This is a genomic window from Streptomyces sp. NPDC056503, from assembly GCF_042794995.1.
Classification (GTDB): Bacteria; Actinomycetota; Actinomycetes; order Streptomycetales; family Streptomycetaceae; genus Streptomyces.
In genome coordinates this window covers 39,475-51,379 of the sequence record NZ_JBHTST010000016.1, presented here as the reverse complement: position 1 = coordinate 51,379, position 11,905 = coordinate 39,475, and the positions used below count along the sequence as shown (strand labels likewise).

Annotated in this window: 12 protein-coding genes; 9 read left to right on the top strand and 3 right to left on the bottom strand. The window is 73.9% G+C overall.

All coding sequences use genetic code 11. The features are described from left to right. The first annotated feature begins 10 nt into the window (after window positions 1–10). Both ACFQ8C_RS07260 and nudC read left to right on the top strand, forming a co-directional pair. On the top strand, window positions 11–1,459 hold the full coding sequence (locus ACFQ8C_RS07260) for a dipeptidase (RefSeq protein WP_383453145.1): 1,449 nt from the start codon (window positions 11–13) through the stop codon (window positions 1,457–1,459). A 28-nt stretch (window positions 1,460–1,487) separates the two neighbouring features. Then, on the top strand, window positions 1,488–2,435 hold the full coding sequence (nudC, locus tag ACFQ8C_RS07255) for an NAD(+) diphosphatase (RefSeq protein WP_383453143.1): 948 nt from the start codon (window positions 1,488–1,490) through the stop codon (window positions 2,433–2,435). A gap of 55 nt (window positions 2,436–2,490) precedes the next feature. Here the strand turns inward: nudC and ACFQ8C_RS07250 are convergent, their stop codons facing one another. After that, on the bottom strand, window positions 2,491–2,733 hold the full coding sequence (locus ACFQ8C_RS07250; protein ID WP_383453141.1) for a mycoredoxin: 243 nt from the start codon (window positions 2,731–2,733) through the stop codon (window positions 2,491–2,493). A gap of 315 nt (window positions 2,734–3,048) precedes the next feature. On the opposite strand from ACFQ8C_RS07250, the gene ACFQ8C_RS07245 reads away from it, so the two are divergent. The 5 genes from ACFQ8C_RS07245 to ACFQ8C_RS07225 all read left to right on the top strand — a co-directional run bounded on the left by ACFQ8C_RS07245 (window position 3,049) and on the right by ACFQ8C_RS07225 (window position 6,887). Then, on the top strand, window positions 3,049–5,253 hold the full coding sequence (locus ACFQ8C_RS07245) for an ATP-dependent DNA helicase UvrD2 (RefSeq protein WP_383453139.1): 2,205 nt from the start codon (window positions 3,049–3,051) through the stop codon (window positions 5,251–5,253). A 175-nt stretch (window positions 5,254–5,428) separates the two neighbouring features. After that, window positions 5,429–5,743: a hypothetical protein gene (locus tag ACFQ8C_RS07240; protein WP_383453188.1), complete on the top strand. Its 315-nt coding sequence runs from the start codon at window positions 5,429–5,431 to the stop codon at window positions 5,741–5,743. A gap of 169 nt (window positions 5,744–5,912) precedes the next feature. After that, window positions 5,913–6,281 (top strand): WhiB family transcriptional regulator, encoded by a 369-nt coding sequence (locus ACFQ8C_RS07235; RefSeq protein WP_031013886.1) that lies wholly within the window; start codon window positions 5,913–5,915, stop codon window positions 6,279–6,281. Beyond that, complete coding sequence (locus tag ACFQ8C_RS07230; RefSeq protein ID WP_383453137.1) at window positions 6,278–6,637, top strand: hypothetical protein; 360 nt, start codon at window positions 6,278–6,280, stop codon at window positions 6,635–6,637. Before ACFQ8C_RS07235 ends, ACFQ8C_RS07230 begins: the two co-directional genes overlap by 4 nt. A 67-nt stretch (window positions 6,638–6,704) precedes the next feature. Continuing rightward, entirely contained in the window at window positions 6,705–6,887 is a 183-nt protein-coding gene (locus tag ACFQ8C_RS07225; protein WP_383453135.1) for a hypothetical protein, read from the top strand. Between the two features lie 14 nt (window positions 6,888–6,901). On the opposite strand, the gene ACFQ8C_RS07220 is transcribed toward ACFQ8C_RS07225, so the two are convergent. After that, the gene (locus ACFQ8C_RS07220; protein ID WP_383453133.1) at window positions 6,902–8,245 is read right to left on the bottom strand and encodes an ABC1 kinase family protein; all 1,344 of its coding nucleotides are present in this window, start codon (window positions 8,243–8,245) and stop codon (window positions 6,902–6,904) included. After that, window positions 8,238–9,446 carry a TOMM precursor leader peptide-binding protein gene (locus tag ACFQ8C_RS07215; protein WP_383453131.1) on the bottom strand — a complete coding sequence of 403 codons (1,209 nt, stop codon included), beginning with the start codon at window positions 9,444–9,446 and terminating at the stop codon, window positions 8,238–8,240. Before ACFQ8C_RS07215 ends, ACFQ8C_RS07220 begins: the two co-directional genes overlap by 8 nt. 97 nt (window positions 9,447–9,543) lie before the next feature. On the opposite strand from ACFQ8C_RS07215, the gene ACFQ8C_RS07210 reads away from it, so the two are divergent. Further along, window positions 9,544–10,128 carry a M48 family metallopeptidase gene (locus ACFQ8C_RS07210; RefSeq protein ID WP_383453186.1) on the top strand — a complete coding sequence of 195 codons (585 nt, stop codon included), beginning with the start codon at window positions 9,544–9,546 and terminating at the stop codon, window positions 10,126–10,128. 112 nt (window positions 10,129–10,240) lie between these two features. Continuing rightward, window positions 10,241–11,896: a TerD family protein gene (locus ACFQ8C_RS07205; RefSeq protein WP_383453129.1), complete on the top strand. Its 1,656-nt coding sequence runs from the start codon at window positions 10,241–10,243 to the stop codon at window positions 11,894–11,896. The last annotated feature ends 9 nt before the right edge of the window (window positions 11,897–11,905 follow it).

Sequence of the window (11,905 nt, the reverse complement as noted above, 5' to 3'; positions counted from 1 at the left end):
GCTCGGGGCCATGAGCGAGACCCCGGACAGCGTCGTCCACCCCGTACGCGCGTACATCGCACAGCACCGTGCCGCCTTCCTCGGCGACCTCGCCGAGTGGCTGCGCATCCCGTCGGTGTCGGCGCAGCCGGAGCGTGCCGGGGACGTGCGGCGCAGCGCCGACTGGCTCGCCGCGGCCCTGAAGGAGACGGGGTTCACCACGGTCGAGGTCTGGGAGACCGCGGGGGCACCGGCGGTCTTCGCCGAGTGGCCGTCCGCCGACCCGGACGCCCCGACGGTCCTGGTCTACGGCCACCACGACGTGCAGCCGGCGGCCCGCGAGGACGGCTGGCACACCGACCCCTTCGAGCCGACCGTCGTCGACGGGCGGATGTACGCGCGGGGGGCCGCCGACGACAAGGGCCAGGTGTTCTTCCACACCCTCGGGGTCCGCGCCCACCTCGCCGCGACCGGCCGCACGACGCCCGCCGTCCATCTGAAGCTGCTGGTGGAGGGTGAGGAGGAGTCCGGCTCGCCGCACTTCCGGGCGCTCGTCGAGGAGCACGCCGAGCGGCTCGCCGCCGATGCCGTGATCGTCTCCGACACCGGCATGTGGTCTGAGACGACCCCGACCGTCTGCACCGGCATGCGCGGGGTCGCCGACTGCGAGATCGACCTGTACGGCCCCGACCAGGACATCCACTCCGGTTCCTTCGGCGGCGCCGTGCCCAACCCGGCCACCGTCGCGGGCCGGATCGTCGCCGCCCTGCACGACGCCGACGAGCGGGTCGCGATCCCCGGCTTCTACGACGGGGTGGCCGAACTGACCGAGGCCGAGCGGCGGCTCGTCGCCGAGCTGCCCTTCGACGAGGCCGCCTGGCTGCGCACCGCCAGGTCGCACGGCACCCTCGGGGAGGCCGGCCACTCGACCCTGGAGCGGGTCTGGGCCCGCCCGACCGCCGAGGTCAACGGCATCGGCGGCGGCTACCAGGGCCCCGGCGGCAAGACGATCGTGCCCGCCTCCGCCCACCTCAAGCTGTCCTTCCGGCTCGTCGCCGGCCAGGACCCGGCCCGGATCGAGTCGCTGGTGCGGGAGTGGCTGGCCGCGCGCGTGCCCGCCGGGATCCGGTACGAGATCGTCTTCGGCGCCCCGACCCGCCCCTGCCTCACCCCGCTCGGCCACCCGGCCCTCACGGCGGTGGCCGGGGCGATGAGCCGGGCCTTCGACGGGGCCGCCGTCCGCTACACGCGCGAGGGCGGTTCGGGACCGGCCGCCGACCTCCAGGACGTCCTGGACGCGCCGGTGCTCTTCCTGGGCATCTCGGTCCCGTCCGACGGCTGGCACGCGCCGAACGAGAAGGTCGAGCTGGACCTCCTCATGAAGGGCGTCGAGACGACCGCGTACCTGTGGGGCGACCTTCCGGCCGCCCTGCGGACCGGCGAGCCCCGAGGCGCGGGGGCCGGACGCCGTAATGAATGACACCGATCCGGGGGAGTTGGAAGCACCTGTGAGCACCTTGAACGACGCGTTCGCGGACCACCCGATCTCGCTCACCGCCCCGAGTGGGATCGACCGCGCCGCCCACCACCGCCTCGACGAGGCGTGGCTGGCGGCCGCCTGGAGCCACCCGACCACCCGTGTCTTCGTGGTCTCCGGCGGCCAGGTGCTGATCGACGACCGGCCCGACGGCACCACCGAGCTCGTCATGACCCCGGCGTTCGAGGCGCCGATGACCGAGACCCACCGCTACTTCCTCGGCACCGACACCGAAGGGGTCTCCTACTTCGCGCTCCAGAAGGACTCGCTGCCGGGCCGCATGGACCAGTCGGCGCGTCCGGCGGGCCTGCGCGAGGCCGGTCTGCTCCTCTCGCCGCGCGACGCGGGCCTGATGACCCACGCGGTGGCCCTGGAGAACTGGCAGCGCCTGCACCGCTTCTGCTCCCGCTGCGGCGACCGCACGGTGATCGCGGCCGCCGGCCACGTGCGCCGCTGCCCGACCTGTGGCGCCGAGCACTACCCGCGGACCGACCCGGCCGTGATCATGCTGGTCACCGACGACCAGGACCGGGCGCTGCTCGGCCGCCAGGTGCACTGGCCCGAGGGCCGCTTCTCCACGCTCGCCGGCTTCGTCGAGCCGGGCGAGGCGATCGAGCAGGCGGTGGTCAGGGAGGTCTTCGAGGAGGCCGGCGTCACCATCGGCGAGGTCTCGTACGTGGCCAGCCAGCCGTGGCCCTTCCCGTCCAGCCTGATGCTGGGCTTCTTCGCCCGGGCCACCTCCCCGGAGATCGAGGTGGACGGCGAGGAGATCCACGAGGCCCGCTGGTTCTCCCGAGAGGACCTGGAGGCCGGCTTCGCCTCGGGCGAGATCCTGCCGCCGTACGGCATCTCGATCGCCTCCCGTCTGATCGAGCTCTGGTACGGCAAGCCGCTGCCGAAGCCCGGCGACGTGGCCTGAACGCCGAGGAGCCCCCGCCGGACCGGTCCGGCGGGGGCTCCTCGCTGTGCGCGGGTCAGGCGTCGAGCTTCTGCTTGACCTGGGCGAGCGACGGGTTCGTCAGCGTCGAACCGTCCGGGAAGAGGACGGTCGGGACGGTCTGGTTGCCGCCGTTGGCCTGCTCGACGAACGCGGCCGACGCGGGGTCCAGCTCGATGTTGATCTCGGTGTAGGCGATGCCCTCGCGGTCCATCTGGCCCTTCAGCCGGCGGCAGTAGCCGCACCACTCGGTGCTGTACATCGTCACGGTGCCCTGCATGGCCAGGCGCTCCTCTTGGGTCGGGGGTCGGTGCCGAAGGGAGAACGTACGCCACCGGGCCGGCCATTCCCGCACGCCGGGTGAGCTACGCCGCTTCCCGTCCCGCCCCGGCTCCCCCTGTCCGGTTCTCGTCCCTGCGCTCCCCGCCCCGTCCCGTCCTGGCCGGTCCGGTCCGGCGCCGTCCGCCCCGTCCCGCCCCCGTCCCGCCCCCGTCCCGTCCTGACCGGCCGGGACGATCATGCGACCGTACGACCACGGCCCCCGGCCTGTGGACGACGCGCCGCACCGGCCCGCCCGACCTGGCAGCATGGCGGAGTGACAGCAGCAACGCACTCCCCTCTCTTCCCGCGGGTCCCGGAGACCGCCGACGCGGTGCTCGACGGGCTCGACCCGGAGCAGCGCGAGGTCGCCCTGGCCCTGCACGGCCCGGTGTGCGTCCTCGCGGGCGCCGGCACGGGCAAGACGCGGGCGATCACCCACCGGATCGCCTACGGGGTGCGGGCCGGCGTGCTGGCGCCCGCGAGCGTGCTCGCCGTCACCTTCACCAACCGCGCCGCGGGCGAGATGCGCGGCCGGCTCCGGCAGCTCGGCGCGGGCGGGGTGCAGGCCCGCACCTTCCACTCGGCGGCCCTCCGGCAGCTCCAGTTCTTCTGGCCGAAAGCGATCGGTGGTCCGCTGCCCCGGCTCGTCGAGCGGAAGGTCCAGCTGGTCGCCGAGGCCGCCGCCCGCTGCCGGGTCCGGCTCGACCGGAACGAGCTGAGGGACGTCACCGCGGAGATCGAGTGGGCCAAGGTCACCCAGACCGTGCCCGCCGACTACCCGGCGGCCGTCGCCTGCTCCCGGCGGGACGCCCCCCGGGACCCGGCCGAGATCGGCCAGCTCTACGCGATGTACGAGCAGCTCAAGGGCGAGCGCTCGGTGATCGACTTCGAGGACGTGCTGCTGCTCACCGTCGGCATCCTCCAGGACCGCCACGACATCGCCGAGCAGATCCGAAGCCAGTACCAGCACTTCGTCGTCGACGAGTACCAGGACGTCTCCCCGCTCCAGCAGCGTCTCCTGGAGCTGTGGCTGGGGGAGCGGGACAGCCTCTGCGTGGTCGGCGACGCCAGCCAGACCATCTACTCCTTCACCGGCGCCACCCCCGACCACCTGCTGGACTTCCGCGTCCGCCACCCGCGCGCGACCGTGGTCAAGCTGATCCGCGACTACCGCTCCACCCCCCAGGTCGTCCACCTGGCCAACGGCCTGCTCAACCAGGCGAGCGGCCGGGCCGCCGACCACCGCCTGGAGCTGGTCTCCCAGCGCGGGACGGGCCCCGAGCCGGTCTACACCGAGTACGGCGACGAGCCCGCCGAGGCCGAGGGCACCGCCCGCCGGGTCCGCGACCTGATCGCGGCCGGCGTCCCGGCCGGCGAGATCGCCGTCCTCTACCGGATCAACGCCCAGTCGGAGGTCTACGAGCAGGCCCTCGCCGACGCCGGCGTCCCCTACCAGCTGCGCGGCGCCGAGCGCTTCTTCGAGCGCCAGGAGGTAAGGGAGGCGGGCGCGGCCCTGCGCGGCGCGGCCCGCTTCGGCGCCAACGACTCGCTCCTCGACGGCGCCGACGACCTCCCCGCCCAGGTGCGAGCGGTGCTTTCCGGCCAAGGCTGGTCCCGTGTGCCGCCGGCCGGCTCCGGCGCCGTCCGCGACCGGTGGGAGTCGCTCGCCGCGCTCGCCCGGCTCGCCGACGACTTCGCCGCCGCCCGCCCCGGCGCCACCCTCTCCGACCTCGTCGCCGAGCTGGACGAGCGGGCCGCGGCCCAGCACGCCCCCACCGTCCAGGGCGTCACCCTCGCCTCGCTGCACGCCGCCAAGGGCCTGGAGTGGGACGCCGTCTTCCTGGTCGGCCTCACCGACGGCATGCTGCCGATCACCTACGCCAAGACGGACGAGCAGATCGAGGAGGAGCGCCGGCTGCTGTACGTCGGCGTCACCCGCGCCCGCGTCCACCTGACGCTCTCCTGGGCGCTCTCCCGCTCCCCGGGCGGCCGCGCCTCCCGCGTCCCGAGCCGCTTCCTCAAGGGACTGCGCCCCGGCTCCGGCAGCCGGGCCGGCGGATACGGCGCGGCCGGCGGCATCGAGCGGGGCGCCTCGGGCGGCCCGCTCGGCGAGGGCGTCCGCCGCCGCCCGCGCGGCCCCGTCCGCTGCCGGGTCTGCGGCACCACCCTCACCGAGGCCGGCGCGATGAAGCTGCTCCGCTGCGAGGACTGCCCCTCCGACATGGACGAGGGCCTGTACGAGCGGCTGCGCGACTGGCGTGCCGTCCGGGCCGGCGAGCTCGGCCAGCCCGCCTATTGCGTCTTCACCGACAAGACGCTCATGGCGATCGCCGAGCGGGTCCCCGCCTCCGGCGGGGAGCTCGCCGTGATCGCCGGGGTCGGCGCCCGCAAGCTGGACCGCTTCGGAGCCGACGTCCTGGCCATCTGCGCAGGTGAGGACAGGGGTGAGGAAGGTGCGGCGGAGGCCGGGGACGACTGATCGAAACTCGTGGGAAAAATAGTTTGCGCCCGCCCCGTCAAGCCCCATAGGTTCTTAACCACGCAGCAGCGGCTTCAAAAGAAGCACTGCCTCGTGCTGTACTTGTCCAAATGAACATCGAGAGCCCGGCTCACCCCCGAGCTCTCCGAGACGCCGAGAGGAGGCGATTCCAGTGATCAGCAACATCAAGAGCAACACCGTCGTCAGCACCGCCAAAATGACCGATCGCTCGGTCGTCTCCGCCTGCTCGCTCGGCTTCTCCGCCTTTGCGCTTCTTGGCAGCGGTCTGCCCGTCACCGGTCTGTCCGGCCGCGGCATGTCCGTCATCGAGCGCGATGAGCGACCGACCAAGGCACGGGTGGCTGAAGAGACCAAGGCCGGAATCACGGCCTATGGCTTTGCGGCAGCCGGTGCCGGCAAGCAGCAGACGACGCAGCACCACACGATGTGGGCCTTCCGTGGGCTCGAACCCTGGAGTGATCCAGCCTGACCTGATCAGGCCGGCGCCTTCAGGGCCGCGGAACCCCACCCGGGATCCGCGGCCCTTCTGTTTGTCCCCGAACGGGGACGACGGAGCGAAGGGGCCTCGGGACAAGAAACCCGGTACCAGCCGAAGACCCGGCCGACCGGCCGGAACGACCAGACGAGGAAAGACACCCGTGCAACTCGAAGCGCACGCCCCGTCCGTACCGCCTTCCGAAACGATCCCCCCGTCCGGCCTCACGGAGGACCACGCCTTGACCCCCCTGACATCGCTCACCGCGCTCGACGACGCCATCGAGAACCTCGGCGTCCCGGTCCCCTGCCGGGCCTACGACCCGGAGGTCTTCTTCGCCGAGTCCCCGGCCGACGTCGAGTACGCCAAGTCCCTCTGCAAGACCTGCCCGCTGGTCGCGGCCTGTCTCGCCGGCGCCAAGGAGCGCCGTGAGCCCTGGGGTGTCTGGGGCGGCGAGCTCTTCGTCCAGGGCGTGGTCGTCGCCCGCAAGCGGCCCCGCGGCCGTCCGCGCAAGAACCCGGTCGCGGCATGACCGCCCTGACCTGGGAGGCACCCCACAAGGCCCCCAGGCGCACCGGAACGATCGACCATCCCCTCACGCACGATCCCCAGAAGCAGGCCCCGATGACCACGCCCGCCACCGAGCCCATCCGCTCCGCTACCCCCGACTTCTCCACCGCCGGCGCCCCCGCGTCGCGTCAGAACAGGACCCGTGACATGCAACTCATCCCAGAAGCCCTGGCCCGTGCCCATATGCACGAGCGCCGGCGTGAGGCCGACGCGGAACGTCAGGCCGCGCGCCTGATCGCCGCCCGGCGCATGCAGCGCCGCGCCGAGCGCGTCTCGCTGCGCGCCCGCCGCGCCCTCGCCATGGCCGTCATGAACTGAGCGCCCACGAGGCGCCCCCGCGGTGCGTTGCCCGGCCGCGACCGTCCCGCCGGGCTATCGTCCGAGAATGAACGAGCCCCGCGCCGCGGAGGAGCCCGTGGCCTGCGCACGCTGCGGCAGGACCGCCGACACCCTCCCGATCACCTGGACCTGCTCCGTCGAGAACGGCCGCCGCCAGTACTTCTGCGAGGACTGCGCCCGTGCCAACATCCGGGCCATCGAGGGCCGCCTCGACTCCTCCTGGTGGTGAGCGCCCGCCGCCCGCTAGGACGCCGCCTCGAAGCCGGGCAGCCAGGCGGTCAGCTCGTCCCGCAGCCGCACCGTCGCGTTCAGCTGGCACAGCACGCCGATCGTCGACAGCGTCACCCGGTGGATCAGCAGGTACGAGGGCGGCAGGTTCAGCTGCCGCCCCAGCTGGTGCGCGGGGGAGCGGGGGTCGGCGATCCGGGCCGCCTGCGTCCGCATCCAGCCCCGGGTGAAGACGAAGGACTCCGCCTCCGCCGGTTCGATGATCGGCAGCAGGTACTCCAGCACCTCCTCCGGGTCGAGGGCCACCGACTCCTTCACGAAGCCCTCCGACCGCAGCAGCGCGTACACCGGCTCGGCCTCGCCGGCCAGGGTCATCCGCAGACAGGTCCCGATCGTCTCCGGAAGCCCGCCCGGCAGACGGTCCACCGTGCCGAAGTCGAGGACCCCGAGCCGCCACCCGGCCGGATCGTCCGATCCGTCGGCGGCCGGCAGCAGCCGGAAGTTCCCCGGGTGCGGATCGGCGTGCAGCAGTCCGGTCCGCGCCGGACCCGAGAAGAGGAACCGGGCGAGCAGCTGCCCCGCCCGGTCCCGCTGCTCCTGACCGCCTTCCGCGATCACCTCCGCGAGCGGGATCCCGTCCATCCACTCGGTCACCAGCACCTGCTCCGCCTGGTGCACCACCTCCGGCACCACCACGTCCGGATCGTCCGCGAAGACCTCGGCGTGCTCCCGCTGGGCCCGCGCCTCCAGGGCGTAGTCCAGCTCCTCGGACACCCGCTCGCGCAGCTCCGCGATGAGCGGCTTCACCTCGATGCCCGGCACCAGCGGCCCGAGCAGCCGGGCGAACCGGCCCAGCTGCGCCAGGTCCGACAACAGCGCCTCCCCGGCGCCCGGGTACTGCACCTTGACCGCGACCTCGCGCCCGTCGTGCCAGACGGCCCGGTGCACCTGCCCGATCGACGCGGCCGCCGCCGGCTTGTCCTCGAACTCCAGGAACAGCTCCCGCCACTGGGCCCCGAGCCGCTCCTCCAGGACCCCGTGCACCGTCCGCACCGGCATCGGCGGCGCCGCCTCCTGAAGCTTCGTCAGCGCCACCCGGTAGGGGCCGGCGATCTCCTCCGGCAGGGCCGACTCGAAGACCGAGAGCGCCTGGCCGAACTTCATGGCCCCGCCCTTGAGTTCGCCGAGCACCTTGAACAACTGCTCGGCCGTCCGCTCCTGGAGCTCGCGGGCGACGAACTCCGCCGACTTGCCCCCGATCCGTTTGCCCAGACCCCAGGTGGCCCGGCCCGCGAAGCCCAGCGGCAACGCGGCCAACTTGGCGGTCCGGGTGACCGCCTTCCGGGGAAGATCAGACATGCGCCCCTCCAATTCCCAGACTGCCGTGCCGCGCAGGGCTGCGCCCCGCCATTGTGGACCGAGCCTCCCCGGCGGCCGGGGCGCCCACCCCCACCCTGCCCCGAGCGGCCCCACAGGGACAGGCCGGGTGCGGGACCAGCCGCTCGGACCGCCACCCCAGCGACGGCATGGCAGCCTCCCACCGGGTCCCGGTGCTCGCCGGCAACTCCCCGTCCAGGAAGGCCAGCGCGTGCGCGGCGGCCAGCCCCGCCACCGCCGTCGCCAGCGCCACGTCACAGGCCGGCAGCGGATGCGGCGCCCCCGAACGCCACTGCGCGAGCAGCCGCGGCCAGGCCGGGTCCCGGTCCGTCGCCGTCTCCTGGAGGCACCGGGCGCACGCGGTCCCGCCGGGGAGCACCAGCGGCCCCACCACCCCCGTCGCCTCCAGCACCCCCGCGTACAGATGGGGCACCCCGGCCGCCATCCACGGCTCCGCCGCCACCGGGTCCGGCACCCGCACCCCGATCCCGTCCCGATCCGTCACCACCACGAGTGACACCGCGGCCCCGCCGTCCCCGTCACCCGTGGCCGTCCGCCGGCCCGCCCGCCGCGCCGCCACCGGACCGCGCGACCAGCGCCCCACCAGCCGCCGTGCCGCCGCCACCCGCCGCTCGCCGACCGCCTCGGCCGGCAGCCCGCCCGGCGCCGTCTCCCACGCTTCGACCCGGCCCCCGTCCACCACCTCCACCCCGCCGACGCCCGCCGCCGCGAGCAGCGCCGCCACCATCGCTCCCACCCGCCCGGCACCCCGCACCCGCACCCGCCGCTCCCGCCGGGCCGCGAGCGCCGCCAGCGCCCGCTCCGGCTCCGGGCACACCACCGACAGCGCGGCCAGGTCCGCCCGCAGCGGGTCGAGCGCCGTGTCCACCGCCCCGGCCGCGGGACCCGCCCGCCCCGGCCGACCGGCGGCGGCCTCCACGAGCAGCCCCACCGCCGCGAGCCGTCCCAGCAGGGCGTCGAGCCGCCCCTCCGGCAGCCCCAGCGCCGCCGCCTCCGCCCGCAGCAGCGCCGTCCCGCGCGTCCCGTCCATCAGTCCGAGCAGCCGGCCCGTCGCCGCGTCCACCGGATCCAGCACCACCGCGTGCGCCGGTGCCACCCCGTACTGCACACAGGTCAGACTCCGCCACGCCCGGCGCAGTGCCGGCTTCACCATCGGATGCATCCCCACCCCCGTCGCGCTCCGTGTTCTCTCCACGACCAGAGTGCCCACCGGCCCGGAACGGTGCCCGGAGTTGTCCACAGGCCCACTTGAAAGTCATATAGGTCATACGAAGGGGATTCCGTCGGGCCCGCCGGGTACGGTCGAGGACGTGCCAGTCGAGATCCGCAGGAGCGCCCGCCGCACCCGTTCCGTCTCCGCCTACCGCGAGGGGGACCGCACGATCGTCCTCATCCCGGCCCGGATGTCGGAGGCCGAGGAGCGCCGCTGGGTCGGGATGATGCTGGAGAAGCTCGACGCCAAGGACCGGGACAAGGAGCGCCGCGCCACCCGCGGCGACGCCGAACTCGCCGAGCGGGCCGCCCGTCTCTCCGAGCGCTACCTCGACGGCGGGGCCCGGCCCGACTCGGTCCGCTGGGTCACCAACCAGAACAGCCGCTGGGGCTCCTGCACCCCCGCCGAGGGAACCATCCGGCTCTCCCACCGCCTCCAGGGGATGCCCGAGTACGTCGTCGACTACGTCCTCCTGCACGAGCTCGCCCACCTCCTCGTCCCCGGCCACGGCCCCGGTTTCTGGCGGCTCCTGGAGGCGTACCCCCGCACCGAGCGGGCCCGGGGATACCTCGAAGGAGTGGTCGCCGCCGACCGCCTCCCGCACCCGCCGGGCGGGGAGCCCGGGCCCTGACGTCCTTTTTCCCGATTCGGTACCGGATCCGACCTCCCCTGTCTCAATGTCGGCCCCAGCGGTTAGCCTGGCGCGAGTCATTCGCCATCGGGATGGGGGACGGTCGTTACGCATGGCCAGGGAATTCCAACGCGGCCACAAGGCCAAGATCAGTGATCTGACCGCGGGCACCGATCTGTACGTGGGCGTGCAGATCTCGGCTCCCGGGCTCACCTTCGACATCAGCTGCTTCGGGCTCGACGCCGACGAGCGGCTGTCGGACGACCGGTACTTCGTCTTCTTCAACCAGCCGAAGTCGCCCGAGGAGTCCATCCAGCAGCTCGGGGCGCAGGCCGGGGACACCGAGTCCTTCCGTGTCACCCTCGACCGGATCCCCCCGCAGATCCACAAGCTCGCCTTCACCGCCACCATCGACGGCAACGGCCAGATGTCGCAGGTCGGCCCCGGCTGGATCCGGATCGTCGCCGGCGGCGAGGAGGTCGCCCGCTACGCCTTCACCGGAGCGGAGTTCTCCACCGAGCGCGCGGTCATGCTCGGCGACTTCTACCTGAAGGACGTGTGGCGCTTCGCCGCCGTCGGACAGGGCTTCGACGGCGGCCTGGAAGCGCTGCTGCGGAACTTCGGCGGAGAGGTCATGGAGGAGGAGCCGGCCGCCCAGCAGCCGGCCGCCCCCCAGCAGGCCGCCCCCGCCTTCGGCGCCCCCGCCCAGGCCGCGGCCCCGCCGGCCTTCGGCGCCCCCGCTGCCCCGGCCCCGGCCGCCCCTGCCCCCGGCTACGGCACCCCGCAGCCCGGATACGGCGCGCAGCCGCCCACCCCGCCCCCCGCCCCGCAGCCGGTGCACACCCAGCCCACCATGGTCGCGCCGCTCGCCCCCGCTCCCGTGCCGCCGCCGGCTCCGGCCCCCGGCCCGTACGGGCAGCCGCCGCAGGCCCCCTACGGGCAGATCCCGGGCCAGACCCCGCCGCACGGCGCCCCCTACGGGCAGCCGCCGCAGGCCCCGTACGGCCAGCAGCCCGGCTACGGCCAGCCCGCCCCCTACGGCCAGCAGCCCGGCATGCCCCCGGGGATGCCGCCCCAGGGCGTCCCGCAGGGCGCGCCCGCGACCGGCGCCGGGCTCGCCGCCGCGCTCGCCCCGTTCAAGGAGACCGCGACCGGCGCCCGCTGGACCCCGCAGAACCAGCAGCTCATGCGGGTCGACCTCAGCATGGGCGGCACTCCCGTCCTCGCCCGCCAGGGCTCCATGGTCATGTACCAGGGGAAGGTCGACTTCTCCTACAAGGGCGCCGGCTTCGCCGGCCGGATCGTGGGCAACGCCACCGGTCAGGAGATGCAGCTGATGCGCTGCACCGGCCGCGGCCAGGTCTTCCTCGCCGAGAACGGCGCGCACCTGCACCCGATCGAGCTCCAGGGCGACGCCATCTGCGTCTCCGCGGAGAACGTGCTGGCCTTCGACGAGTCCCTCCAGTACGAGGTCCGTCGCATCGAGGGCCACGGCATCCCCGGCGGGGCCCTGTTCACCATGCAGTTCCAGGGGACCGGCACCGTGATCGTCAAGACCCACGGCGTCCCCGTGGTCCTGCCCGTCACGCCGACGACCTTCGCCGACTGCAACGCGGTCGTCGCCTGGTCGGCCGCCTCGCAGGTCATCCTCTCCAGCCAGGTCCGGCTCCGGCGCAACGCCTACCCCGGCCACAGCGGGGAGACCGTGAACCTCCAGTTCCGGGGCGCCCCCGGCAACTTCATCGTCGTCCAGCCGTACGAGGTCTGAGGGAGCCCG